We start from the raw sequence: 22,672 nt of genomic DNA on the forward strand, positions 1-22,672 counted from the left end.
CCGGCCGGTGCGGCGTATCCGGTCCGTACGGCATCCCCGCGCCGCTCAGCCCAGCATCCGCCTGAGCAGGTCCCGCAACGCCGTGCGCTCCTCCGCCGAGAGCCCGGCCAGCGGCTCGCGCGCGAAGTCCAGCGACTCGCGCAGCCGCTCGGCGGTCGCGGCGCCCTCCTCGGTGGGCGCGGCCAGCTTCACCCGGCGGTCGGCCGGGTCCGGGCGGCGTTCGACCAGGCCACGGGTCTCCAGCCGGTCGATGATGCCGGTCACGTTCGAGGGCTCGCAGCGCAGCTTCTGCGCGATGTGCCGCATGGGCAGCGGCTCCATCGCGAGCAAGTTCAGCACCTTGGCCTGAGCGCCGGTGAGCTGGTGGCGGGCGGCCGCCTCCTCGTACTCCATGTGATAGCGGGCCACGACATCGCCGATGAGCTCGACGACCTCGACGGTCACTGGGTCTGCGCGACGACTGGGCATGGCTCCAGCGTACCGGTTTACTTGACAACGTGAAATATCCAGGCGCATGGTTGTTTCACGTTCTGAAGTAAAACTTCGTTCCCCTGGAGTCCCTCATGTCTCAGATCCCCGCCGTCAGCCGTGAGTGGCACCTCGTCCGCCGCCCGCAGGGCTGGCCCGTGGCCGAGGACTTCGCCCTGCGCGAGGTGCCCGTCTCCGCCGAGCCCGCCCCCGGCCGGATCCTGGTCCGCAACCTGCACATGTCCGTGGACCCCTACATGCGCGGCCGGATGAACGACACGAAGTCCTACATCGCGCCCTTCCGGCTCGACGAGCCGATGCAGGGCGGCGCCGTCGGCGAGGTCGTCGCCTCCAACGCCGAGGGCTTCCAGGCCGGCGACCACGTCCTGCACATGCTGGGCTGGCGCGAGTACGCCGAGGTGGACTCCGGGCAGGCCGTCAAGGTCGACGCCTCCCTCGCCCCGCTCTCCGCCTACCTCGGCGTCCTCGGCATGCCGGGCCTGACCGCCTACGCGGGCCTCTTCGAGGTCGCCTCCTTCAAGGAGGGCGACTCCGTCTTCGTCTCCGGCGCGGCGGGCGCGGTCGGCAGCCTCGTCGGCCAGTTCGCGCGGATCAAGGGCGCCTCCCGGGTGATCGGCTCCGCCGGCTCGGACGAGAAGGTGACGCTGCTCACGCAGAAGTACGGCTTCGACGCCGCCTTCAACTACAAGAACGCCCCCGTCGCCGAGCAGCTGCCCGCGGCCGCCCCCGACGGCATCGACGTCTACTTCGACAACGTCGGCGGCGACCACCTCGAGGCTGCCGTGACCAGCATGAACGTCCACGGCCGCGCCACCCTCTGCGGCGCCATCGCGGGCTACAACGACACCGAGGCCGCCCCCGGCCCGCGCAACCTCATGATGGTCATCGGCAAGCGGCTGCGCCTCCAGGGCATCCTCGTCGGCGACCACTACGGACTGCAGCAGCAGTTCGTCAAGGACGTGGCCGGCTGGCTGGCCTCCGGGGAGCTCCGTTACGACGAGACGGTCGTCGAGGGCGTCGAGAACGCCACCGACGCCTTCCTCGGAATGCTGCGCGGAGAGAACACCGGCAAGATGATCGTTTCTTTCACCGGTTAGGCTCACTCCACGACCGTCGCGATCGTGGGCGCGCATCGCGGCGATTCATCTGGAGGAAGTTCTTCATGTCCATCACGCAGACCGACGTCGCGTACACGGCCGTCGCCACCGCCGAGAACGGCCGTGACGGCCGCGTCGCCACCAACGACGGCCAGCTCGACGTCGTCGTGAACCCGCCGAAGGAGCTCGGCGGCAGCGGCGCCGGCACCAACCCGGAGCAGCTGTTCGCCGCCGGCTACAGCGCCTGCTTCCAGGGTGCCCTCAGCGTCGCCGCGCGCAACGAGAACCTCGACGTCACCGGCTCCACCGTGACCGCCGAGGTCGGCATCGGCAAGAACGACGACGGCTTCGGCATCATCGTCAAGCTCACGGCCTCGATCCCGACCGTGGACGCCGCGACCGCCAAGGACCTGGTCGAGAAGGCCGACCAGATCTGCCCGTACTCCAAGGCCACCCGCGGCAACATCACGGTCGAGCTGAACGTCGCCTGACCGCGTCGCACGCCTGGTGAAGGCCGTACCCCCCAGGGTGCGGCCTTCGCCGTACCCGGCCCCATAAACTGGCCCCATGCGTGATCTTGCGGGGGGTTTCCGGTACTTGCTGGCCGGACAGAGATGGGTGTTCCGGAACGGCCGCTGGCTGGGCTTCGGCCTGCTGCCGGGCCTCGTCGCGCTGGCGCTGTACGCGGCCGCGCTCGCCGGCCTCCTCTACGGCGCCGACGACTTCGTCGAGTGGGCCACGCCCTTCGCCTCGGACTGGTCCTCGCCCTGGCTGGGCCTGTTCCGCGGCTTCCTGACCGCCTTGACCCTCTCCCTCGGGCTCTTCCTCTCGGTGATCACCTTCACCGCCGTGACCCTGCTGGTCGGGCAGCCCTTCTACGAGTCCCTCTCCGAGCAGGTCGACCGGACCGAGGGCGGGGAGGTCCCCGAATCGGGGCGCTCGTTCTGGGAGGACCTGTGGATCTCCGCCCGGGACAGCGTGCGGCTGCTGGTACGGGTGGTGCTGTACGGGATCCTGCTCTTCGCCCTCGGGTTCATCCCCGTCATCGGGCAGACCGTGGTGCCGGTGATCGGGTTCTGCGTCTCCGGCTTCTTCCTCACCCAGGAGCTCACCTCCGTCGCCCTCCAGCGGCGCCGGGTGGACCTGGCCGAGCAGCTGGTCCTGCTGCGCGGGCGGCGGGCGCAGGCCCTGGGCTTCGGCGTGCCGCTGGTGCTGGCGTTCCTGATCCCGTTCGTCGCGGTCTTCCTGATGCCGGGCGCGGTGGCGGGGGCGACCCTGATGGCGCGGGAGCTGGTGGGCGCCGACTCCGCCGATTCCCCCGAGGGCGGGGGGGAGGGCGAGCGCGAACCGGGGCCCGGCACGGGCCCGGGGGCGCAGGGCCCGTACGGCCAGTCCCACGGCCAGGGTCCGTACGGCCCGGGGCCCTACAGCCAGGGTCCGGGCCAGTCCCCCGGCGGGGCTCCGAACCCCTACGGCCAGACCCCGAACCCCTACGCCCAGGGCTGACCGGGCCCGGACCCCGCGCGTTGCCGCCGGCCCGAGGCGTGGCTACCGCCGCCGCAGCAGGGTGAGCGCCGCGACGGTGTCCTCGCTGCCGTGGGCCGCCGGGTCGGCATCCAGGCGCTCGCGCATCAGGTCCAGGTACGGGCTGATCAGCTCGGCGCTGACTCCCTGGTCGGCGGCGGTGCGCAGCAGCGTCCCGCTGGCGGCGACCTGCATGGCCAGCCCGGACACCACCCCGCTGGTGAAGTCCCGCGAGGTCAGCCGCTCGGCGGCGTTGCCGACGAAGAAGCCCATCGCGCCCAGCCACTCGGACAGCAGCGGCGCCAGGTCCTCGGGGGCGATGTCCTCGCCCTCGATCAGCGCGTAGGCGTGCGAGATCCCCGCGAACATGCCGTACATCGCGCTGAGCAGCGCCACGTCGTGCAGCGCCGCGTGGCCCGGGTCCTCGCCGACGAAGCGGGCGACGGCCGGGACCTCCAGGGCGGCCCGGTGGGTGTCGAAGAGGGCGCGGGAGCCGCTGTAGAGGACGTACCCACCGGAACCGGGGGCGCCGATCATGTCCGGCGTCGCCATGATCCCGGCGTCCACGAAGCGGGCGCCGCGCTCCTGGGCCCAGGCGGCCCGCGCCCGGCCCTCGGCGGGGGTGCCGGTGGTGAGGTTGACCAGGTCCTTGCCGGCCAGGTCGACGCCGTCCAGGGTGGATTCGATGCTGGCGTCGTCCAGCAGGCAGAGCACGATGAGGGTGTTCGCGGCGACGGCCGCGGCCGGGCTCCCGGCGACTGCCGCGCCCTCGGGGGCCAGGGCGGCGGCCTTGGCGGCGGTGCGGTTCCAGACGGTCAGCGGGTGCCCGGCGGCGAGCCAGGTGCGGGCGAGGGCGGTGCCCATGTCGCCGAGTCCGAGCAGGGTGAGCGGACGCTTCGTCACGTGTGTGTCGGTCATGCCGTTTAGCCTGGTGGCAGGCGGTGACGCGCTCAAGTACGCACTTCGGAGTGGGTGGTTACCCCGAGGTGAGCGAGCAGGTGGGGAGGGGAGTACGTGATGGCGGTTACAGGACGGCCCGGGGCGGACCACTGCGGGATCGCCGCGGCGATGTCGGTGATCGAGGGCAAGTGGAAGGTCTCGCTCCTGTGGGAGCTGGAGCGTTGCCCGCGGCGCCGCTTCGGCGAGCTGAGGCGGCTCGTCCCGGGGGTGTCGGAGAAGGTGCTCGCGGCGCAGCTGCGCGAGCTGGAGACCGACGGCATCGTCCGCAGGGAGGTGTACGACGAGGTCCCGCCGCGCGTCGAGTACTCCCTGACCCCGCTCGGCGAGGAGCTGAACGGGGCCCTGGAGGCCCTGGGGGAGTGGGGCGCCAAGCACCTCCTCCCGGACTCCGCCTGAGGGAGACCGCCGGGCGGCCGGCCGTCAGGCGGGGACCTCGACCGTGACCACGTCCGGGCCGCGGTCGCCGGCCTCGGCCAGCAGGGCGCCGTCCGGGGCCCATACCGCCGCGCCGCCGCAGCCCGTCCAGGGACCCGCCGGGCCGACGTGGTTGGCGAGGACCACGTACAGGCCGTGCTCCCTCGCGATCCCGGGGTACACGCTCGCCCGCTCGGCGATCCCGTCGCCCGTGCCGTACAGGGAGCTCGCCAGGTGCACCGCGCAGCCGTCGGCGGCGGCCCGGCCGGTCAGCTCCGGGAAGTGGTTGTCGAAGCAGACGCCCAGGGAGAAGCGGATGCCGCCGAGTTCGAAGCGGCCGTCGGCGGTGCCCGCGGCGAAGGCGCCCCGTTCGTGCTGGTAGAGGTGCTGCTTGGCGTACGTCGTCACGTGCGCGCCGTCCGCGTCGTACACCAGCGTCGCGATGGCGGGCAGCGGCCCGCCGGTGCGCAGGGCGACGTTGACGGCCACCGCCGTGCCGGTGGAGCGCAGCCCGTCCAGGCGGGGGTCCTCGGCGTCGGCCAGCCACAGGCCGGGGTCGTCGGCGAGGGCCTCCAGCTCGTACCCGGTGAGCGTGAACTCCGGGAACACCACCAGCTCCGCGCCCTGTCCGCGCGCCCGGACGGCGAGGGCGGCGGCGGCCGCGGCGTTGGCGGTGACGTCGGCGGGGACGCAGGTCAGCTGGGCGGCGGCGATCTTCATGGGCTCAGGATGCCAGCCCCTCGGCCGCCTCCCGGCTCCGGCCGCCGGGGAGCCGGTCCCGGCGGCGCACCAGGCCCAGCTCCACCAGGTTCAGGGCGGTGACCACGGCGGTCAGCAGGGCGAGCGCCCCGAGGGAGGGCAGCAGCACGGCCACCGGCAGCAGGGCCAGGACGGCCGCGGCGGCCGCCAGCCGGGTCACGGACCAGGAGCGGAACAGGTACCAGCGGGTGTAGCCGAAGGTGGCGAGGAAGAGGGCGCAGCCGCCGTGGAGGAGGGCGGCGACGCCGAGCGGGAGCCGCGTCCCGGGATGGGCGACGGCCTCGGCCATGCCGACGGCCACCGCGATGACCGAGGCGATCAGCGAGAGGTGCCCGTACGAGAGGACCTGCCGGGCCACGTCCGCCCGTACGGCCGCGGTCTCCAGCCCGTGCCGGACGGCTCCGGCGGCGAGGTGGAAGTACACCCACCACAGACCGCAGACGAGGACGAAGGCCACGGCGACGGCTGCCAGGGAGCCGGTGCCCAGCTCGGGGGCGGCGGCGACCGGGGCGCCGACCGCGACGATCGACTCGCCCAGCGCGATCATCACGAACAGGCCGAACCGCTCGGCGAGGTGGCCCGAGTCGAGGTTCAGCCGGACCATGCTGGAGCGTGTCAGCCGGGGCGCGGCCAGGTCCACGGCGGCGGCCAGGGCCCACAGCGCGACGCGGAGTCCGCCGTCGAGGAAGGCGCTGGCCAGCAGCAGCGGTCCGCTGATCAGCACCGACAGGGTGACCGGGGTGGGCCTGAGGCGGCGGCTGCGGCCGTGCGCGAGCACGGCGAGCACCAGGCGTGCGCAGAAGTAGGCGCCGGCGAGGAGGAGCCCGCGGTCCCCGAAGGCCTCCGGCAGGGCCAGGGCCATCAGCAGGCCGCACAGCCCGGCCGTGAAGAGGGCGATCCGGTTCAGCGGCCGGACCGCGTCATGGGTGTTGGCGTGGACGGTGTTGCCCACCCACACCCAGTAGACGGGCACGAAGACGATCAGGGCGCGGCCGGTACCGGCCCACCCGTGGTCGTGGTGCAGCAGGGCGGAGACCTGGGTGACGGCGAAGACCAGCACCAGGTCGAAGAACAGCTCCGACCAGGCGACCTTCTTCTCCGGTCTCTCCTGCCCCAGGCCTCGTCCCGCGGGCCGCGACGTCCGGATCCAGCGACTCCATTTCGTGTCCCCCCGCTCGGAGTTCGGGGAGGGGATGCCCGGCAGGACGGGGCGGCTATGCGCCCGGACCCCTCAGCAGGGTGAGGAAGGAGCGGAACGCGGCGGGCATGTCCACCGATTCCGGGGCGAGCAGCCACTGGTACTGGAGGCCGTCCATCACCGCCGTGAGCAGCGGAGCGGCCTCCTCCGGGGTGAGGCCGGAGGGGAGGCGCGCACCGAACTCAGCGCGCAGCAGCGTGGCCATCTCAGCCCGCACCTGCGCGTACCGGTCGGTGAAGAACTCGCGGGCCGGATGGCCGTCGGTGACGCTCTCGCCGAGCAGCGCCGAGAAGGTCTGCACGATGCCGGGACGCATGGCGTTGTACTCCACCAGCGACTCCAGCAGGTCCAGGCGCCAGGCGTCGGCGGCCGCGCGGGAGCCGCCGCCGGTGTCCCAGCGGTCGCGCTCCTCCAGGACCGCGACCAGCAGGGCCTCCTTGGTGGGGAAGTAGTGCAGCAGCCCCTGCTGGGTCAGGCCCACGCGTTCGGCGACGGACCCCAGGGACGCGCCCCGGTAGCCGCGCTCGGCGATCACCTCGACCGCCGCGCGGACGATCTCGCCGCGCCGCTCTTCGCTCTTCGCTCTGGCCATCGCCCGGCGCTCCTTCCGCTCACACCTGCCAGCAGGACCGTACGGCATGATGACATCACGAAAAGATTACGAGACCTACCGTCCTACAGGCAACGGGTCCACGATGGGGGCCATCCGCACCGCACCCGCACGCACATCGACGAGGAGGCACGGCCGTGACCGACGCCGATCAGCTACGCGAGCAGCACGAGGACCGCGAGCCCCGCGAGGACCGCGACGACCGGGCCCGCGAGGACGCCGTGGAGGCCGCGCTGGGCAAGCTCGACCTCGACACCAAGGCCCGCCTGCTGGCCGGACAGGACATGTGGTCCCTGCCCGCCCTCCCCGGGATCGGACTCGGGTCCCTGGTCATGTCCGACGGCCCCGTCGGGGTCAGGGGCGTGCGCTGGACCGCCGACGATCCCTCGGTCGCGCTGCCCTCCCCGACCGCCCTCGCCGCCGCCTGGGACCCCGCCCTCGCCCGCCGCGCCGGCCGGCTCCTCGCCCAGGAGGCCCGCCGCAAGGGCGTGCACGTCCTCCTCGCGCCCACCGTCAACCTGCACCGCTCCCCGCTGGGCGGCCGCCACTTCGAGTGCTACTCCGAGGACCCGTACCTCACCGGCGCCATCGGCAGCGGCTACGTCAGCGGCGTCCAGGACGGCGGGGTCGCCGCCACCGTCAAGCACTTCGTCGGCAACGACGCCGAGACCGAGCGCTTCACCGTCGACAACGTCATCGCCGCGCGCCCGCTGCGCGAGGCCTACCTCGCACCCTTCGAGGCCATCGTCGGGAACGCCCGCCCCTGGGCCGTCATGACCGCCTACAACCGCGTCAACGGCACCACCATGACCGAGCACCGGCAGCTGGTGAACGAGGTCCTGCGCGCCGAGTGGGGCTTCGACGGCTGCAACGTCTCCGACTGGACGGCCGCCCGTTCCACTGCCGGGTGCCTCCTCGGCGGCCTCGACGTCGCCATGCCCGGCCCGCGGACCGTCTACGGGCCCGCCCTCGCCGAGGCCGTCCGCTCCGGGGAGGTCCCGGAGGCCGCCGTCGACGGGGCCGTGCGCAACGTCCTGCGCCTCGCCGCCCGCGTGGGCCTCCTGGAGGACGCCCCCGCCGCCGTCGCCGAACCGCCCGCCCCGCTCGACGGGCAGGCGCTGGCCCGCGAGCTGGCCGCCCGCGGGGCCGTCCTCGTACGCAACGAAGCCGGCGCCCTGCCGCTGGACGCCGGCCCCGGCCACACCGTCGCCCTGATCGGCGCCGCCGCCCGTGACGCCCGCGTCCTCGGCGGCGGATCCGCGACCGTCTTCCCCGAGCGGGTGGTGTCCCCGCTCGACGGGCTCACCGCCGCGCTGCCCGAAGGCGCCCTCACCTACGCCGTCGGCGCCGACCCGAGCGACGAACTCGCCCCCGCCGGGCAGGGCTTCGCGCTGCGCGCCGTCTGCCGGGACGCCTCCGGGGCCGTCATCGGCGAGGGCACCCTGCCGAGCGGGCAGGTCCAGTGGATCGGCGACGACCTGCCCCAGGGGGCCTCCTACGAGGCGATGGCCACCATCGAGGTCACCGGTACCTACCTGCCGCGCGAGAGCGGCGAGCACGCCTTCGGCACCCGCGGACTCGGCGCCTTCACCCTCGCCGTCGCCGGCCGCACCCTCTGGGAGGGCGTCCAGGAGACGGGCGACGAGACCGACCCCTTCGAGGCCTTCTTCGGAGCGCCCGCCGAGCGCGCCCGGGCCGTCCTCACCGAGGGCGAACCGGTCGAGGTGTCCCTGACCTACCGGGTCCCCGACACGAGCGCGCTGCCGCTGCGGGCGGTGATGTTCTCGCTGCTCCACCTCGGGCCGCGGCGCGACGCCGACGAACTGATCGCCGAAGCGGTGGAGGCCGCGCGCGCCGCCGGCACGGCCGTCGTGGTCGTCGCCACCACCGAGCGGGTGGAGTCCGAGGGCTTCGACCGCGCGGACCTCGCCCTGCCCGGCCGCCAGGACGACCTGGTGCGGGCCGTCGCCGCCGTCAACCCGAACACCGTGGTCGTGGTCAACGCGGGCTCCCCCGTCGAGCTGCCCTGGCGCGAGGACGTCGCCGCCGTGCTGCTGACCTGGTTCCCCGGGCAGGAGGGCGGGGCCGCGCTGGCCGACGTACTCCTCGGGCGGACCGAGCCCGGCGGGCGGCTGCCCACCACCTGGCCCGCCACCCTCGCCGACGCGCCCGTCACCGAGGTCGTCCCCGCCGACGGGCGGCTGGAGTACCGCGAGGGGCTGCTCATCGGCTACCGGGCCTACGAGGCCCTGGGGGTGAAGCCCGCCTACCCCTTCGGGCACGGCCTCGGCTACACGGACTGGGCGTACGAGTCCCTGGAGGCGACCGCGGACCGGGTCCGGGTCCGCCTCACCAACACCGGGACCCGGCGGGGCCGCGAGGTGGTCCAGGTCTACCTGGCGCCCCTCGCCGGCCGGGACGGGCACCCGCCGAGCCGGCTGGCCGGCTTCGCGGGCGTGGAGGCCGGCCCCGGCGAGAGCGTCGAGGCGGAGATCGAGCTGCCCGCCCGCGCCTTCGAGGTCTGGGACGAGGACGCGCACGGCTGGCGGCGGCCCGGCGGCGCCCACGAGGTCCGCGCGGGCCGCTCGCACGCCGACACCCGGCTGACGGCGACCCTCCGCCCGTGACGGCGGGGCGGCGCGACACGCCGTAGTGCGGAATTGGCTGGAAAAGACCCGTGCACCGGGCCGGGGGCGGCCCCTGGGACCGCCTCGGACCCGGTACGCGTCAACGTGGCGGCGCCGCCGCCGTCACCTGTCGGTGCGCGAGTTCCGCGAGCCGCGCCTGCCCGTCCCGGCCCGGGTGGAACCAGTCCCAGCGGCTCAGCTGGTCCGCTCCGAAGGGGTACTGGAAGACGGCGCCGCCGTCGTAGCGGCACAGCGCGTCCGTCGCGCACACCTCGCGCAGCACCTCGTTGTACTCGACCACCCGCGCCCGCACCTTCTCCCGGCGGGCGGTCGCCACCGCCTCGGCCGACAGCGGGTCGGCCAGCATGGACTGACAGATCCCCAGCTTCCAGACCTGCCGCACGACCGGGATGTCCTTGCCCTGCTCCCACAGCCGCTGGAGGTCCGGCACGGAGGACACGTACACCTGCGAGTCGGGCGACGCGCTCCGCAGCTCCTTCAGGGCGCGCTCGAAACCGGCGCGGAACTCCGCCACGGGGGTCATCGACGAAGCGGTGGGCCGGCAGGCGTCGTTCGACCCGACCATGACCGTGACCAGGCCGGGCTTGTGCCGGGCCGCCAAGGCCAGCTGTCCCGGAAGGTCCGCCATGCGCGAGCCGGTCACCGCGTAGTTCCAGCTGCGCGCGGGCACCTCGGCATCACCCAGCAGCCGGGCGGCCAGGGAGCGGACGGCGGGATCGCTGCCGGTGGCCCAGGAGACCTCGGGACAGTCGGCCAGCACCGAACAGGCGTCGAAACCGCGGGTGATGGAGTCCCCGACGGCGGCGACCGAGGCGGGCGCGGTGTTCCAGCGCGGCGCGGCCTGCGCCCCCCGCTCACCACCGGCTGGCGGACCGCCGGAGTCACAGCCCGTGACCGTCGCGGCCAGGACGGCCACCGCCACGCCCGCGGACCGGAGTGCGCGACGGCGGGCGGCGGTGGAGCGCATGGGGTGGTCCTCCCTCGTCGCCCCCGGTCCTCCAAGGGGCGTCCTGCTGAGTGAATGCTCTGGGTTTACGGGTCTTGGAGCGACCGTACGTCACACCATGACCCTTGGCGCACGGTAGCTTTTTCCCGTGGCGTTTCGGCCGCAGGTGCCGTAGCGCAATGTCCAATAATTTCCGTTACATTACATCACGTCACATACTGTCCGTTTTCTGGAGTTTATTCCCGACCTCGTCCCATACTGGAGGTCCAGGTGACGACACGTGGAGTCCTGTACGTGCATTCCGCACCGCGTGCGCTCTGCCCGCACGTGGAATGGGCCGTAGCGGGTGTGCTCGGGGTGCGGGTGAACCTCGACTGGATCAGGCAGCCCGCATCCCCCGGTACCTGGAGAGCCGAGTTCTCCTGGCAGGCCGAGGCGGGCACCGCCTCGAAACTCGCCTCCGCCCTGCGCGGCTGGCACCTGCTCCGCTTCGAGGTGACCGCCGAACCCTGCCCGACCGCCGAGGGCGAGCGCTACAGCTCGACGCCGGAGCTCGGCATCTACCACGCCGTCACCGGTCTGCACGGCGACATCCTGATCCCCGAGGACCGGCTGCGCGCCGCGCTCGCCCGGTCCGCGCGCGGCGAGACCGACCTGGAGGCGGAGATCGCCAAACTGCTCGGCAAGCCCTGGGACGACGAGCTGGAGCCCTTCCGCCACGCCGGCGAAGGCGCCCCGGTCCGCTGGCTCCACCAGGTGGTCTAGCCGCCCGGTACGACGAAGGCCCACCCGGCGTCCGGGTGGGCCTTCGTCGTACCGGTTGCGGTGTTCGAGACGACGAACACCGCAACCATCAATTGAGCAGCAGAACGGCGAGCAACCACGTCCGCGAGAGCGGCGCCGGTTCAGGCGCACTAAACAGTGCGGAACGCCAGCGAGACGTTGTGGCCGCCGAAGCCGAAGGAGTTGTTGATCGCGGAGATCGGGCCGTCGACCGGCAGCTTGCGGGGCTCGCCGCGCACGATGTCCGCGTCGATGTCCTCGTCCAGCTCGTCGACGTTGATCGTCGGCGGGGCGATCCGGTGGTACAGCGCCAGCACGGTCGCGACGGTCTCGATACCGCCCGCGCCGCCCAGCAGGTGACCGGTCATCGACTTCGTCGCCGAGATCGCGATGTGGTCGAGGTCGTCGCCCAGCACCTTGCGCAGCGCCTTCAGCTCCGCCGTGTCACCCTGCGGGGTGGAGGTGGCGTGCGCGTTGACGTGGACCAGCTCGGCCGGGTCCAGCTGCGTGTTGTCGAGCAGGTTCTGCACGGCGGCCGCGACACCGCGGCCCGTCGGCTCCGGCTGCGCGATGTGGTGGCTGTCCGCGGACAGGCCCTGGCCCAGCACCTCGCAGTAGACGCGGGCGCCGCGCTGGGCGGCGTGCTCGGCGGACTCCAGGACCACGACACCGGCGCCCTCGCCGAGGACGAAGCCGTCGCGGGCCTTGTCGTACGGGCGGGAGGCCGTGGTCGGGCTCTCGTTGTTCTTGGACATCGCCATCATGTTGGCGAACGCCGCGATCGGCAGCGGGTGGATCGCCGCCTCGGTGCCGCCGGCGACGACCACGTCGGCACGGCCGGTACGGATCATCTCCACGGCGTAGCCGATGGCCTCGGCGCCGGACGCGCACGCGCTGACCGGGGTGTGCACACCGGCGCGGGCGTTGACCTCGAGGCCGACGTTGGCCGAGGGGCCGTTCGGCATGAGCATGGGAACGGTGTGCGGGGAGACCCGGCGCACACCCTTCTCCTTCAGTACGTCGTACTGGTCGAGCAGGGTGGTGACACCGCCGATGCCGGAGGCGATCACGGTACCCAGACGCTCGGGGACCACGGTCCCGTCCTCGCCGGCCGGGGCGGTGTAACCCGCGTCGGCCCAGGCCTCACGGGCCGCGATGAGGGCGAACTGCGCCGAGCGGTCGAGCTTGCGGGCCAGCGGGCGGGGCAGTACCTCGCTCGGGTCCACGGCGGCCTGGGCGGCGATCCGGACCGGCAGTTCGGCGAAGCGCTCACCCTCCAGGGGCGAGACGCCGGACCGGCCGGCGAGCAGACCTTCCCAGGTCGAAGCGCTGTCGCCACCCAGCGGAGTGGTTGCGCCGATACCGGTGACGACCACGGTGCGATTGGTCGGGCTCACAGGAATTCTTTCTCCACGTCTAAGGGGGTGCTGAATTGTCACGGCGCCACCGCCAGGTGGCGACAAACGCTCGTCAGGCTCAGGCGGCCTGGTGCTTCAGGATGTAGTCGGCGGCGTCGCCGACCGTCTTGAGGTTCTTGACGTCCTCGTCCGGGATCTTCACGTCGAAGCGCTCTTCAGCGGCGACGACGACCTCGACCATGGACAGCGAGTCGACGTCCAGGTCGTCGGTGAAGGACTTGCCGATCTCGACGTCCTCGACCGGGATGCCCGCGATCTCGTTGACGATCTCCGCGAGACCCTCGACGATTTCGTCCTGCGTGGCGGCCATGTGGCGCTCCTTCTGTAGCTAACTGGTGGATCAGGGCGGGAAGTGATCCCGGGCCCTAGGGGAGGGTAACGACCGTCGCGGCGTAGACGAGCCCCGCCCCGAAGCCGATGACGAGCGCGGTGTCGCCGCTCTTCGCCGCTCCGGTCGCCAGGAGCCGCTCCATGGCGAGCGGGATCGAGGCGGCCGACGTGTTGCCGGTGGTTTCCACGTCACGGGCGACCGTGACGTGCTCCGGCAGCTTGAGAGTCTTCACCATCGAGTCGATGATCCGCATGTTGGCCTGGTGCGGAATGAAGACGTCCAGGTCATCCGGGGTGATCCCGGCGGCGTCGAGCGCCTGCTGGGCCACCTTGGCCATCTCGAAGACGGCCCAGCGGAAGACCGCCTGGCCCTCCTGCGTGATGGCCGGGAACTTCTCGCCGCCGTCCTTGCCGAGGTACTCGTCCCACGGCACGGTCTGCTTGATGGTCTCGGACTTGTCGCCCTCCGAACCCCACACCGTGGGGCCGATGGCCGGCTCGTCCGAGGGGCCGACGATCACGGCACCGGCGCCGTCGCCGAACAGGAAGGCCGTCGCGCGGTCCTCCAGGTCGGTCAGGTCCGAGAGCCGCTCCACGCCGATGACGAGCACGTACTCGGCGGAACCCTCCACCACCATGCCCTTGGCGAGCGTGAGGCCGTAGCCGAAACCGGCGCAGCCCGCCGAGATGTCGAACGCGGCCGGCTTGCCCGCGCCGATCCGGTGCGCGATCTCCGTCGCGATGGCCGGGGTCTGCTTGAAGTGCGAGACCGTCGAGACGATCACCGCACCGATCTGCTCGGGGGCGACACCGGCGTCGGCGAGCGCCTTGCCGGAAGCCTCCACCGACATCGCGGCGACGGTCTCCTGGGGCGAGGCCCAGTGCCGGGACGCGATGCCGGAGCGGGAGCGGATCCACTCGTCGGAGGAGTCGATCGTCTCGAGGATGACCTCGTTGGGCACCACACGGGTCGGGCGGTAACCGCCGACACCGAGGATGCGGGCGTACGGGGAGCCCTTGGCCGGCTTGATCTTTGACATGCTGTGTGGGCTCCTTCTCTCAGGCCGTCTGCTCGGCGACGAGCGCCGCGGCCTTGTCGAGATCGTCCGGCGTCTTGAGCGCCACGCTGGGCACGCCCTTGAGCGCGCGCTTGGCCAGACCCGTCAGGGTGCCGCCGGGGGACAGCTCGATGATCCCGGTGACGCCCAGTTCGGCGAACGTCTCCATGCACAGGTCCCAGCGGACCGGGTTCGCGACCTGGCCCACGAGACGGGCGACGACGTCGGCGCCCGAGGAGACGACGAGGCCGTCCTTGTTCGAAACGTACTTCAGCGTCGGGTCGGCCGGAGCGAGCGCCTCGGCGGCCTTCTCCAGGGTGGCGACCGCGGGGGCCATGTGGTGCGTGTGGAAGGCGCCCGCGACCTTGAGGGCGACGACCTTCATGGAGCCTTCGGGCTTGTCGGCCTCCAGGGCGGCGATCTGCTCCATGGTGCCGGCGGCCACGATCTGGCCCGCGCCGTTGATGTTGGCCGGGGTCAGGCCCAGCTTCTCCAGGTGCGCGACGACCACGTCACGGTCGCCGCCCAGCACCGCGGCCATGCCCGTCTCGGTGACGGCGGCGGCCTCGGCCATGCCCAGACCGCGGGTACGGACGAAGGACAGTGCGTCGCCCTCGCTCAGTACACCGGCGACGGCGGCGGCGGTGATCTCACCGACGCTGTGGCCCGCGACGGCACCGAAGGCCGTCGGCGCACCGAGGGCGGAAGCGGACAGCAGCCCGGCCGCGACCAGCAGCGGCTGGGCCACCGCCGTGTCGCGGATCTCGTCCGCGTCGGCGTTCGTGCCGTAGTGGGCGAGGTCGAGCCCGATGGCGTCGGACCACCCCGCGACGCGCTCGGCGGCGCCGGGGAGTTCGAGCCAGGGAGTCAGGAAGCCGGGCGTCTGAGCGCCTTGGCCTGGAGCGACGAGTACGAGCACCCTCACACTCTCTCTTGTGGATGGTCTCCGCCGCCCGTGGGGACAGGGACGAAGAACGGTCGGGGTAATTGTTGATGTCCGACAAAAGTCTAGGACTGTTGATCTCCGTCGGCCAGACGCCCCAGGATCAGGGCGATTCGCAGCGTAAACGCCGAACGGACGTCCGAGGGTGACCAGCCGGTGACGTCGGTCACACGTCGGAGCCGGTAGCGCACCGTGTTGGGGTGCACGAACAGCATCCGCGCGGCCCCCTCCAGGCTGCTGGCCTGCTCAAGGTAGACACTCAGCGTTTCCAGCAGCGCCGAGCCCGCTTCCTCCAGCGGTCTGTAGATCTCCTCCACCAGCTGCTCCCTGGCCGAGGGATCCGAGGCGATCGCGCGCTCGGGCAGGAGATCGTCCGCCAGGACCGGGCGCGGCGCGTCCTGCCAGGCCGTGCACGCCTTCAGGCCGGCCGCCGCGGCCTGCGCGGACTTCGTCGCGTTCAGCAGGTCCGGGACCACCGGCCCCGCCACCACGGGACCGGCCGCGAACGGCCCGATCAGGGACTTCGCCACCTGCATCGGGTTGTCGCTGCCGCCCGCGATCACCACCAGACGGTCGCCGAGCACCCCGGTCAGCACCTGGAGCTTGTGGTGGCGGGCGGCGCGGCGGATCGCCTCCACCGTCAGCTCGCTGTCCCCCTCCGGGGCGGTGCCCAGGACCACGCAGACGTGCTCCGGGGAGTTCCAGCCGAGCGCGGCGGCCCGGGACAGCGCGCCCTCGTCGGCCTCGCCCGACAGCACGGCGTTCACGACCAGGGACTCCAGCCGGGCGTCCCACGCGCCACGCGCCTCGGCGGCCTGGGCGTAGACCTGGGCCGTCGCGAAGGCGATCTCCCGGGCGTACACGAGCAGCGCCTCGCGCAGGATCGACTCGTCGCCCGGGGCCGCCACCTCGTCGATCGCGGCCTCCATGACCTCGATCGTCGTACGGACCATCTCGACGGTCTGGCGCAGGGTGATCGCCCGGGTCAGCTCGCGCGGAGCGGTCCCGAAGACGTCGGTGGAGATGGCCTGCGGGGTCTCCGGGTGCCGGAACCACTCCGTGAAGGCCGCGATGCCGGCCTGTGCGACCAGACCGATCCACGACCGGTTCTCCGGAGGCATCGCCCGGTACCAGGGCAGGTTCTCGTCCATCCGCGCGATGGCGTTGGCGGCGAGCCGGCCGGACGACTTCTCCAGTCGGCGCAGCGTCGCGGTGTGCGGGTGGACCGGATGCGCGGGACGCGTCTCGGGGGGCTGCTCACGTTCGGGTTGGGGCACGGGACAAGACTGCCTTATCGGCGGCCCGGCTCGGACTCGGGTCCGCACGCCGTCCCCCGGGGGCGGCTACGGTGGCCCGCATGATCGATGTACGCCGCGCCGCCGACCGGTACGCGGGAGGGGATCCGGACGCCGGGATCACCACCCGCCACGCCTTCTCCTTCGGGTCCTTCTACGACCCCGACAACATCCGCTTCGGTCCGGTGCTGGCCTGCAACGAGGAGAGCCTCGCGCCCGGCGCCGGCTTCGACGAGCACCCGCACAGCCACACCGAGATCGTCACCTGGGTGGTGGAGGGCGAGCTCACCCACCAGGACAGCACCGGCGGGCACACCGGCACGGTCCGGCCCGGGGACGTCCAGCGGCTCGGCGCCGGCTCCGGGGCGCGGCACGTGGAGCGCAACGACGGCCCGGTCCCGCTGCGGTTCGTGCAGATGTGGCTCGCGCCGCTGACCGCGGGCGGGGAGCCCGCGTACGAGGTGGTACGGGGCCTCGCGGACGGCGCCCCGTACGAGGTCCCCGCGGCGGGCGCGGTGCTGTACGTCCGGCGGCCGGGCGCGGGCGAGCGGGTCCCCGTACCGGACGCGGAGCGGGTCTACCTGCACGTGGTGCGCGGCGACCTGCGGCTCGACGGGCAGGAGCTGGGCCCCGGGGACTCGGCGCGGATCACCGGCGAGAAGGGCTTGGAGATCACCGCCGGGTCCCCGGGCGAACTGCTGATCTGGGAGCTGCCCGCGTAGCCGTCGCCGGCGGGCCTAGCGGCCGCGCAGCTCCGCGAGGACCGCGTCGGTGAAGGGGGTCCAGGCCTCCACCGCCCAGGGGCCGAAGGCCCGGTCGGTCAGCGCCACGCAGGCGGCGCGCACGTCGGGGTCCACCCACAGGAAGGTGCCGGACTGGCCGAAGTGGCCGAAGGTGCGCGGGGAGGACGTCAGGCCCGTCCAGTGCGGGGACTTGCCGTCGCGGATCTCCAGGCCGAGGCCCCAGTCGTTGGGGGACTGGTGTCCGTAGCCCGGCAGGACGCCCTTGAGACCGGGGTGCACCACGGAGGTGGCCTCGGCGACGGTGCGGACGTCGAGCAGCCGGGGCGCCTGGAGTTCGGCGGCGAAGCGCATCAGGTCGGCGACCGTGGAGACGCCGTCCTTGGCGGGGGAGCCCTCCAGGCTGGAGGAGGTCATGCCCAGCGGCTCGAAGACGGCCTGGTGCAGGTACTCGGAGAAGGGGATCCCGGTGGCCTTGGCGAGGTGGTCGCCGAGCACCTCGAAGCCGGCGTTGGAGTACAGCCGACGCTCGCCGGGCGGGGCCGTCACCCGGTGCTCGTCGAAGGCAAGGCCGCTGGTGTGCGCGAGGAGGTGACGGACCGTCGACCCCTCGGGTCCGGCCGGCTCGTCCAGTTCCAGGGCCCCCTCCTCGTACGCGACGAGGACGGCGTACGCGGCGAGCGGCTTGGTGACCGAGGCGAGCGGGAAACGGCGGGCCGTGTCCCCGTGGGAGCCGGCCAGGCTCCCGTCGGCGCGTACGACGGCCGCGGCGGCGGCGGGTACCGGCCAGGTCTCGATGGCCCGCAGGCTCTGCATGGTCTCCATGCCGCCGAGCCTACTTGCTTGGAGTGCGCTCCAGGGTTTTAGCGTAGGGCCATGAGCCTGACGGAGACGCGGTACACGATCAGCGAGGTCGAGGCCCGGACCGGGCTGACCCAGCACACGCTGCGCTGGTACGAGCGGATCGGCCTGATGCCGCACGTGGACCGCTCCCACTCGGGGCAGCGGCGGTTCACCGACAAGGACCTCGGCTGGCTGGCCTTCGTGGGCAAGCTGCGGGCCACCGGGATGTCGGTGGCGGACATGGTCCGCTACGCCGAACTCGTCCGCGAGGGGGAGCACACCGTCGACGAGCGCCGCGAACTGCTGGAACGGACACGCCGCGAGGTGCGGGCGCGGCTCGCGGAGCTGACGGACGCGCTCGGCGTACTCGACGTGAAGATCAACATGTACGGCACGAAATCGACGGGCACCCCGGCGGCAGGCGCCGAAGCGGTCGCCGGGAAGGCACGGTCATGACGGAGCACGGCACCCCGATCGCGCGGGCCGAACTGGGCCGGGGCGGACCGGTCGTCGGCGTCCAGGGCCTCGGCTGCATGGGCATGAGCGAGTTCTACGGGGAGACCGACGAGACGGCCGCCCGCGCGACCCTGGACGCGGCGCTGGCCGCCGGCGTCACCCTCTTCGACACGGCGGACGTCTACGGGCGCGGCGCGAACGAGGAGTTCCTGGCGCCCTTCGTGGCCGCCCACCGGGACGAGATCACCCTGGCGACCAAGTTCGCCATCGAGCGCAACGACGACCCGCTGTACCGGGGCGTCCGCAACGACCGCGCGTACGTCCGGCACGCGGTCGAGGACAGCCTGCGGCGGCTCGGCGTCGAGGTGATCGACCTGTACTACATGCACCGGCGCGACCCGGACGTGCCGTTCGCCGAGTCGGTGGGCGCCATGGCCGAGCTGGTGCGGGAGGGGAAGGTGCGCCACCTCGGCCTCAGCGAGGTCACCGGGCCCGAGCTGCGCGAGGCGTACGCGGTGCACCCGATCGCGGCGGTCCAGTCGGAGTGGTCGCTGTTCAGCCGGGACGTGGAGCGCAGTGCGGTGGGCGCGGCGGCGGAGCTGGGCGTGGCCTTCGTGCCGTACTCCCCGCTCGGGCGCGGCTTCCTGACCGGGGCCTTCGCGGACGCGGCGGCGGAGCTGCCGGCCGACGACTTCCGGCGGCGCCAGCCCCGCTTCACCGGCGAGAACGCCAGGGCCAACGCGGCCCTGCTGGCTCCGGTCCGGGAGATCGCGGCGGCGCGCGGGGTCACGGCGGCGCAGGTCGCGCTGGCGTGGGTGCAGCAGCGGGCGGCGGTGCACGGCCTGACGGTGGTCCCGATCCCCGGCACCCGCAAGCCGGGCCGGCTGCGGGAGAACACCGCCGCGACCCGGATCACCCTGACCGGGGCGGAGCTGGCCCTGCTGGAGCCGCTGGCCGGCCGGGTCGCGGGCGCGCGCTACCCGGACATGGCCTTCACCTCGGACTCCCGCGAGGCATAGGCCGCGCGTGCGCCGCTGCGCTCACGCCCCGGCGCGCTCACGCCCCGGCGGCGAAACGGTCCCGCAGCATCGCGTACTCGGCGTCCGTGAGCAGGCCCGTGCTGTGCAGCTCGCTCAGGTGCGTCAGCCGGTCGTCGGACGTCCGGGCGCGCGGGACCGAGGCCACGGGGGCCCGTTCGCGCAGCGCTGCGAGCACGGCGGCCGCGAACGGCAGGGACTCGTGCACCGCCCCGTACCCGACCCCGAACACCGCGGCCGCGAGGTCGTGGTCCGGCGGGCCGGGGTCCCCGGCGGCGTCCCGGGGCCGCAGCCGCAGGTACCCGCCGCCGGGGCGGTCCGGGGAGGCCCACTCGACGCCGGCCAGACCTGCCAGCCCGAAACGCTGGTCGCCGGCCCGCCACTTGGCGCTGCTGGCACCGGTGCGCGACCAGTGGAAGGTGACCGCCGAGCCGTCGAAGCCCACCCGGGCGTCGTACGCCTTCAGGTGGACCGGCGGCTGCGGCACCTCGACCAGGAAGCGGTCGGCGGGTTCGTCGGAGCCGGGCCCCAGCCGCTCGCGCAGCGCGTCGGCGAAGGCCACGGCCTGCGGTGCCCGGTCCCCGGGCAGCACGAGGCGGTACGGGTCACAGCCCTCCTTCAGCTGCCCGGCGGCAGCCTCCATCAGCGGATCGGCGCCCGCGCGCGGAACGGCGCGCAGCACCACCGTGTCCCGCCGGCCCATCGCCCCGGCGGCGGCGCTCACGTTCACCCCGGACAACGCTTCCAGGGGGATCCGGCGCTCGCCCAGTGCGTGCCAGAGCCGTGGAGTTCGCATCCCCCGTGCGAAGCGGATGAGCACCGAGTCCGAGTCGAACTCCCAGACGGCATGATTTCCGGCCAGTACGTCACCCATGCGGCACATCGTAAAGGGACGTGCCCCCGCGCGTCCCCCTCGTCTCCCGGCCCGATTTTCGACTTGCTACGGCTGCGGGGCGGGGGACGGCCCCGTTAGTCACCGTCCGTGCCGGAAATTCCGAGCCGGCAGTCGTCTCCGCCGTTCGCGCACGCGACGGAACCGAAGGCGCCGGTTCCGATCTTGGCGAAGTTGTCCAGGGAAGCCGTACCTGGCTCGAAATAACCGGTGTGGCTCCCGGCCCCCTCCGAGGACAGCAGCCGTGAGCCGAATTCCGGGGCCACCGGGTCCGCGCCGTGGCCCACCCCGCCGACCTCGACGTGCGGTACGCCGGAGATCCAGTCGCCCTCGTCGCGCATCGCCCAGACCCGCGCGGAGGTGTGCAGCGCGGCGGCGTTCTCGGCGCGCATGCCGGGGCTGCCCGCCACCACCAGGTCGGTCACCCGGTCCGGCAGCCGGCGCGCGGCCACGCCGCACACCACCGACCCGTAGCTGTGGCAGAACAGGGCCACGCTCGCGTCCCCGGGCAGGGCCGCCGCCAGGGACTCCAGGCGCACGGCGCCCTGCACGGCGAGCCTGCCGGTGGCGGCGTCCACGCCGACCCCGGTGGGGGCGGTGTAGCCGGCCCAGGCGATGACGGCGGTACGGCCGGCCGGCGCGGTCGCCAGCTCGGCCTCGTAGAGGGAGCGCGCCATGCCGGCGGGGGCGGTGAGGCGGCGCTGGGAGCGCTCGAAGGTGAGCGCGTCGGTGTCGACGCCGGGGACGACCACCGAGACCCGCCGGGCCGCCGCGAGGTCGCCGAAGACCTCGGCCACCAGGCCGCTGCCGGTGGGGTCGAAGACGAGGATCTGCCGGCCGGGTTCGGCGAGGGACTCGAAGCGGTGGGCGCGCCGGACGGCGGTGCCGCGGTCGGCGGGGGTCAGCGCGACGTCCCGGCCGCGGGCCCGCTCCAGCCGCGCGGCCTGCGCCAGGGCACGGCGGTTGGCCCGGTAGCGGATCTCGGCGGGCACCCCGTCGAGGTTGCCGACCACGAGCGGGTAGCCGTCGGCTAGGTGGGCCCGCTGGGCGCCGTCGAGGCCGGCGAAGAAGCGGGCGACCGTCCGTACGGGGGCGTCGGCGGGCGGTACGGCCTGCCCCGCCACCCGGACCGAGGCCCACGCGACCAGCTCGGCGGCCCGTGCCTGGATCCCGGTGTCGGGGCGGTGCACCGCGGTCCAGCCGGTGGTCGCCAGCATCAGGAACACGACCGCGAGCGCGAGCAGGGTGCGCAGGGCGGCGGGGCGCGCGGGGGCGTCCGGGGTGGTGGGGGCGGGGCGGCCGGGCAGGTTCACTGGAGCCAGACTAGGAGACCGCCGGAGGCGGTGGCGTCCCGCGTGACCGGGCTCACGGCCGGTCGTGGGACACATCTCCCCGCCGATCACGCTCCGTTGCCGCCACGGGCTCGCGGTCGGGCCCCGGGCGGGTGCCGCGGGAGCGCCCGGTGCCGCCCGTACGGCGTGTCGTCGAAGGGCGCGGGCCGGCCGGGGCCGCGTGACGGCAGGTCTAGCCCGCCGCGGCCTCCCGGCGCCAGTCCGCCGCCAGGGCGGGGCCGATCTGGTCGAGGTAGGCCCCGGTCATCCGCCGGATCGCGGACACGCTGGTGTCCTCGCCCTGGCCCCAGAGCCGGCCGGTGACCCGCATCACCCCGCAGAACGCGGCCACCGCCACCCGGGGCCGCGGGTCCGCGTCCAGGTCGAGCCCCTCGCGGGCGGCGATCAGCCGGGCGATCTCCTCCTCCAGCTCCGTGGAGCGCCGCAGGTGCACGGCGAGCAGGGCCGGAGTGGACTCGATCAGCTGGTAGCCGCGCATGTAGAGGTCGATGGGCACCACGTCGGAGATGGCCTCCTCGACGGTGTCCCAGGCGGCGAGCACCGCGTTGCGCATGGCCTCCAGCGGGGCCTCGGAGGCCGGCCGGGCCCGTAGCGCGGCGACGAAGTGGGACTCGACCAGGTCCTGCACCGCGAACGCGACCTCCTCCTTGTTGGCGAAGTAGCGGAAGAAGGTGCGCTGGGAGACCTCGACGGCGTCGGTGATCTCGTCGACCGTGGTCCGCTCGTAGCCCTGGGAGAGGAACAGGAGCAGGGCGGCGCGCAGCAGCGCGTCCCGGGTGCGCCGCTTCTTGCGCTCGCGCAGTCCGGCCGCCGGGGCGGGCCGCTGGTCGGTCATCGCCGCGGGGTCCTCTCTGTTCACGGATGGGACGTCCATGGGTGG

The 22,672-nt window shown here is 73.3% G+C and carries 24 protein-coding genes; 9 read left to right on the forward strand and 15 right to left on the reverse strand.

Annotated elements, in window-relative coordinates; genetic code table 11:
* Nucleotides 1-45: 45 nt before the first annotated feature.
* Nucleotides 46-468, reverse strand: a complete 423-nt coding sequence (locus tag ACZ51S_RS15970) for a MarR family winged helix-turn-helix transcriptional regulator (RefSeq protein ID WP_468478319.1) — start codon at nucleotides 466-468, stop codon at nucleotides 46-48.
* A gap of 95 nt (nucleotides 469-563) precedes the next feature.
* Here ACZ51S_RS15970 and ACZ51S_RS15975 point away from each other — a divergent pair, with 95 nt between their 5' ends.
* The 3 genes from ACZ51S_RS15975 to ACZ51S_RS15985 all read left to right on the forward strand — a co-directional run bounded on the left by ACZ51S_RS15975 (nucleotide 564) and on the right by ACZ51S_RS15985 (nucleotide 3,092).
* Nucleotides 564-1,586, forward strand: coding sequence for an NADP-dependent oxidoreductase (locus tag ACZ51S_RS15975; protein WP_468961091.1), 1,023 nt, complete (start codon nucleotides 564-566; stop codon nucleotides 1,584-1,586).
* 65 nt (nucleotides 1,587-1,651) lie between these two features.
* Nucleotides 1,652-2,077: an organic hydroperoxide resistance protein gene (locus tag ACZ51S_RS15980; protein WP_468171525.1), complete on the forward strand. Its 426-nt coding sequence runs from the start codon at nucleotides 1,652-1,654 to the stop codon at nucleotides 2,075-2,077.
* Nucleotides 2,078-2,153: 76 nt separating this feature from the next.
* Nucleotides 2,154-3,092 carry an EI24 domain-containing protein gene (locus tag ACZ51S_RS15985; protein WP_468961094.1) on the forward strand — a complete coding sequence of 313 codons (939 nt, stop codon included), beginning with the start codon at nucleotides 2,154-2,156 and terminating at the stop codon, nucleotides 3,090-3,092.
* Nucleotides 3,093-3,134: 42 nt separating this feature from the next.
* On the opposite strand, the gene ACZ51S_RS15990 is transcribed toward ACZ51S_RS15985, so the two are convergent.
* Nucleotides 3,135-4,028 carry an NAD(P)-dependent oxidoreductase gene (locus ACZ51S_RS15990; RefSeq protein ID WP_468961096.1) on the reverse strand — a complete coding sequence of 298 codons (894 nt, stop codon included), beginning with the start codon at nucleotides 4,026-4,028 and terminating at the stop codon, nucleotides 3,135-3,137.
* A 99-nt stretch (nucleotides 4,029-4,127) separates the two neighbouring features.
* On the opposite strand from ACZ51S_RS15990, the gene ACZ51S_RS15995 reads away from it, so the two are divergent.
* Nucleotides 4,128-4,466: a winged helix-turn-helix transcriptional regulator gene (locus ACZ51S_RS15995; RefSeq protein WP_388939136.1), complete on the forward strand. Its 339-nt coding sequence runs from the start codon at nucleotides 4,128-4,130 to the stop codon at nucleotides 4,464-4,466.
* A gap of 24 nt (nucleotides 4,467-4,490) precedes the next feature.
* Here the strand turns inward: ACZ51S_RS15995 and ACZ51S_RS16000 are convergent, their stop codons facing one another.
* The 3 genes from ACZ51S_RS16000 to ACZ51S_RS16010 all read right to left on the reverse strand — a co-directional run bounded on the left by ACZ51S_RS16000 (nucleotide 4,491) and on the right by ACZ51S_RS16010 (nucleotide 7,033).
* Entirely contained in the window at nucleotides 4,491-5,204 is a 714-nt protein-coding gene (locus tag ACZ51S_RS16000) for a carbon-nitrogen hydrolase family protein (protein WP_468961098.1), read from the reverse strand.
* A gap of 4 nt (nucleotides 5,205-5,208) precedes the next feature.
* Nucleotides 5,209-6,303: a low temperature requirement protein A gene (locus ACZ51S_RS16005; protein ID WP_468961100.1), complete on the reverse strand. Its 1,095-nt coding sequence runs from the start codon at nucleotides 6,301-6,303 to the stop codon at nucleotides 5,209-5,211.
* 154 nt (nucleotides 6,304-6,457) lie between these two features.
* A complete protein-coding gene (locus ACZ51S_RS16010; RefSeq protein WP_468478323.1) occupies nucleotides 6,458-7,033 on the reverse strand; it encodes a TetR/AcrR family transcriptional regulator in 576 nt (191 codons plus the stop codon).
* Between the two features lie 239 nt (nucleotides 7,034-7,272).
* On the opposite strand from ACZ51S_RS16010, the gene ACZ51S_RS16015 reads away from it, so the two are divergent.
* Complete coding sequence (locus ACZ51S_RS16015) at nucleotides 7,273-9,678, forward strand: beta-glucosidase (protein WP_468961150.1); 2,406 nt, start codon at nucleotides 7,273-7,275, stop codon at nucleotides 9,676-9,678.
* Nucleotides 9,679-9,778: 100 nt separating this feature from the next.
* Here the strand turns inward: ACZ51S_RS16015 and ACZ51S_RS16020 are convergent, their stop codons facing one another.
* Nucleotides 9,779-10,666: an SGNH/GDSL hydrolase family protein gene (locus ACZ51S_RS16020; protein ID WP_468478324.1), complete on the reverse strand. Its 888-nt coding sequence runs from the start codon at nucleotides 10,664-10,666 to the stop codon at nucleotides 9,779-9,781.
* A gap of 249 nt (nucleotides 10,667-10,915) precedes the next feature.
* Between ACZ51S_RS16020 and ACZ51S_RS16025 the strand changes: the two genes are divergently transcribed.
* Nucleotides 10,916-11,410 carry a DUF3145 domain-containing protein gene (locus tag ACZ51S_RS16025; protein ID WP_468961101.1) on the forward strand — a complete coding sequence of 165 codons (495 nt, stop codon included), beginning with the start codon at nucleotides 10,916-10,918 and terminating at the stop codon, nucleotides 11,408-11,410.
* A 149-nt stretch (nucleotides 11,411-11,559) separates the two neighbouring features.
* Here the strand turns inward: ACZ51S_RS16025 and fabF are convergent, their stop codons facing one another.
* The 5 genes from fabF to ACZ51S_RS16050 form a co-directional block, all read right to left on the reverse strand.
* On the reverse strand, nucleotides 11,560-12,825 hold the full coding sequence (fabF, locus tag ACZ51S_RS16030) for a beta-ketoacyl-ACP synthase II (protein ID WP_388939114.1): 1,266 nt from the start codon (nucleotides 12,823-12,825) through the stop codon (nucleotides 11,560-11,562).
* 79 nt (nucleotides 12,826-12,904) lie between these two features.
* The gene (locus ACZ51S_RS16035; RefSeq protein ID WP_361604153.1) at nucleotides 12,905-13,156 is read right to left on the reverse strand and encodes an acyl carrier protein; all 252 of its coding nucleotides are present in this window, start codon (nucleotides 13,154-13,156) and stop codon (nucleotides 12,905-12,907) included.
* 55 nt (nucleotides 13,157-13,211) lie between these two features.
* On the reverse strand, nucleotides 13,212-14,216 hold the full coding sequence (locus ACZ51S_RS16040) for a ketoacyl-ACP synthase III (RefSeq protein ID WP_388939115.1): 1,005 nt from the start codon (nucleotides 14,214-14,216) through the stop codon (nucleotides 13,212-13,214).
* Between the two features lie 19 nt (nucleotides 14,217-14,235).
* The gene (locus ACZ51S_RS16045; RefSeq protein WP_468801970.1) at nucleotides 14,236-15,153 is read right to left on the reverse strand and encodes an ACP S-malonyltransferase; all 918 of its coding nucleotides are present in this window, start codon (nucleotides 15,151-15,153) and stop codon (nucleotides 14,236-14,238) included.
* Between the two features lie 89 nt (nucleotides 15,154-15,242).
* Nucleotides 15,243-16,454: a PucR family transcriptional regulator gene (locus tag ACZ51S_RS16050; RefSeq protein WP_468478327.1), complete on the reverse strand. Its 1,212-nt coding sequence runs from the start codon at nucleotides 16,452-16,454 to the stop codon at nucleotides 15,243-15,245.
* An 80-nt stretch (nucleotides 16,455-16,534) separates the two neighbouring features.
* Here ACZ51S_RS16050 and ACZ51S_RS16055 point away from each other — a divergent pair, with 80 nt between their 5' ends.
* Nucleotides 16,535-17,194 (forward strand): pirin family protein, encoded by a 660-nt coding sequence (locus ACZ51S_RS16055; RefSeq protein ID WP_468883990.1) that lies wholly within the window; start codon nucleotides 16,535-16,537, stop codon nucleotides 17,192-17,194.
* 15 nt (nucleotides 17,195-17,209) lie between these two features.
* Here ACZ51S_RS16055 and ACZ51S_RS16060 read toward each other — a convergent pair whose 3' ends face one another.
* Nucleotides 17,210-18,028: a serine hydrolase domain-containing protein gene (locus ACZ51S_RS16060; RefSeq protein WP_468961152.1), complete on the reverse strand. Its 819-nt coding sequence runs from the start codon at nucleotides 18,026-18,028 to the stop codon at nucleotides 17,210-17,212.
* A gap of 60 nt (nucleotides 18,029-18,088) precedes the next feature.
* Between ACZ51S_RS16060 and ACZ51S_RS16065 the strand changes: the two genes are divergently transcribed.
* Nucleotides 18,089-18,511 (forward strand): MerR family transcriptional regulator, encoded by a 423-nt coding sequence (locus ACZ51S_RS16065; protein WP_388939119.1) that lies wholly within the window; start codon nucleotides 18,089-18,091, stop codon nucleotides 18,509-18,511.
* Nucleotides 18,508-19,530, forward strand: coding sequence for an aldo/keto reductase (locus tag ACZ51S_RS16070; protein WP_468478329.1), 1,023 nt, complete (start codon nucleotides 18,508-18,510; stop codon nucleotides 19,528-19,530). The genes ACZ51S_RS16065 and ACZ51S_RS16070 overlap by 4 nt, the downstream gene beginning before the upstream one ends.
* 37 nt (nucleotides 19,531-19,567) lie before the next feature.
* Here ACZ51S_RS16070 and ACZ51S_RS16075 read toward each other — a convergent pair whose 3' ends face one another.
* The 3 genes from ACZ51S_RS16075 to ACZ51S_RS16085 all read right to left on the reverse strand — a co-directional run bounded on the left by ACZ51S_RS16075 (nucleotide 19,568) and on the right by ACZ51S_RS16085 (nucleotide 22,627).
* Nucleotides 19,568-20,422, reverse strand: coding sequence for a DUF4429 domain-containing protein (locus ACZ51S_RS16075; protein ID WP_468478330.1), 855 nt, complete (start codon nucleotides 20,420-20,422; stop codon nucleotides 19,568-19,570).
* A 95-nt stretch (nucleotides 20,423-20,517) separates the two neighbouring features.
* Nucleotides 20,518-21,747, reverse strand: a complete 1,230-nt coding sequence (locus ACZ51S_RS16080) for an alpha/beta hydrolase (RefSeq protein WP_468478337.1) — start codon at nucleotides 21,745-21,747, stop codon at nucleotides 20,518-20,520.
* Between the two features lie 217 nt (nucleotides 21,748-21,964).
* Nucleotides 21,965-22,627 (reverse strand): TetR/AcrR family transcriptional regulator, encoded by a 663-nt coding sequence (locus ACZ51S_RS16085; protein WP_468478338.1) that lies wholly within the window; start codon nucleotides 22,625-22,627, stop codon nucleotides 21,965-21,967.
* Nucleotides 22,628-22,672: the final 45 nt, after the last annotated feature.

The organism is Streptomyces sp. NPDC034043 (genome assembly GCF_055575675.1).

Excerpts from the sequence above, each read along its gene's own strand:
- ACZ51S_RS16085 (WP_468478338.1), bottom strand. The coding sequence starts at position 22,627 with ATGACCGACCAGCGGCCCGCCCCGGCGGCCGGACTGCGCGAGCGCAAG.
- ACZ51S_RS15995 (WP_388939136.1), top strand. The coding sequence starts at position 4,128 with ATGGCGGTTACAGGACGGCCCGGGGCGGACCACTGCGGGATCGCCGCG.
- ACZ51S_RS16010 (WP_468478323.1), bottom strand. The coding sequence starts at position 7,033 with ATGGCCAGAGCGAAGAGCGAAGAGCGGCGCGGCGAGATCGTCCGCGCG.
- ACZ51S_RS16075 (WP_468478330.1), bottom strand. The coding sequence starts at position 20,422 with ATGGGTGACGTACTGGCCGGAAATCATGCCGTCTGGGAGTTCGACTCG.
- ACZ51S_RS16035 (WP_361604153.1), bottom strand. The coding sequence starts at position 13,156 with ATGGCCGCCACGCAGGACGAAATCGTCGAGGGTCTCGCGGAGATCGTC.
- ACZ51S_RS16000 (WP_468961098.1), bottom strand. The coding sequence starts at position 5,204 with ATGAAGATCGCCGCCGCCCAGCTGACCTGCGTCCCCGCCGACGTCACC.
- ACZ51S_RS15980 (WP_468171525.1), top strand. The coding sequence starts at position 1,652 with ATGTCCATCACGCAGACCGACGTCGCGTACACGGCCGTCGCCACCGCC.
- ACZ51S_RS15970 (WP_468478319.1), bottom strand. The coding sequence starts at position 468 with ATGCCCAGTCGTCGCGCAGACCCAGTGACCGTCGAGGTCGTCGAGCTC.
- ACZ51S_RS15985 (WP_468961094.1), top strand. The coding sequence starts at position 2,154 with ATGCGTGATCTTGCGGGGGGTTTCCGGTACTTGCTGGCCGGACAGAGA.
- ACZ51S_RS16065 (WP_388939119.1), top strand. The coding sequence starts at position 18,089 with ATGAGCCTGACGGAGACGCGGTACACGATCAGCGAGGTCGAGGCCCGG.
- ACZ51S_RS16040 (WP_388939115.1), bottom strand. The coding sequence starts at position 14,216 with ATGTCAAAGATCAAGCCGGCCAAGGGCTCCCCGTACGCCCGCATCCTC.
- ACZ51S_RS16055 (WP_468883990.1), top strand. The coding sequence starts at position 16,535 with ATGATCGATGTACGCCGCGCCGCCGACCGGTACGCGGGAGGGGATCCG.
- ACZ51S_RS15990 (WP_468961096.1), bottom strand. The coding sequence starts at position 4,028 with ATGACCGACACACACGTGACGAAGCGTCCGCTCACCCTGCTCGGACTC.
- ACZ51S_RS16020 (WP_468478324.1), bottom strand. The coding sequence starts at position 10,666 with ATGCGCTCCACCGCCGCCCGCCGTCGCGCACTCCGGTCCGCGGGCGTG.
- ACZ51S_RS16070 (WP_468478329.1), top strand. The coding sequence starts at position 18,508 with ATGACGGAGCACGGCACCCCGATCGCGCGGGCCGAACTGGGCCGGGGC.
- ACZ51S_RS15975 (WP_468961091.1), top strand. The coding sequence starts at position 564 with ATGTCTCAGATCCCCGCCGTCAGCCGTGAGTGGCACCTCGTCCGCCGC.
- ACZ51S_RS16060 (WP_468961152.1), bottom strand. The coding sequence starts at position 18,028 with ATGCAGAGCCTGCGGGCCATCGAGACCTGGCCGGTACCCGCCGCCGCC.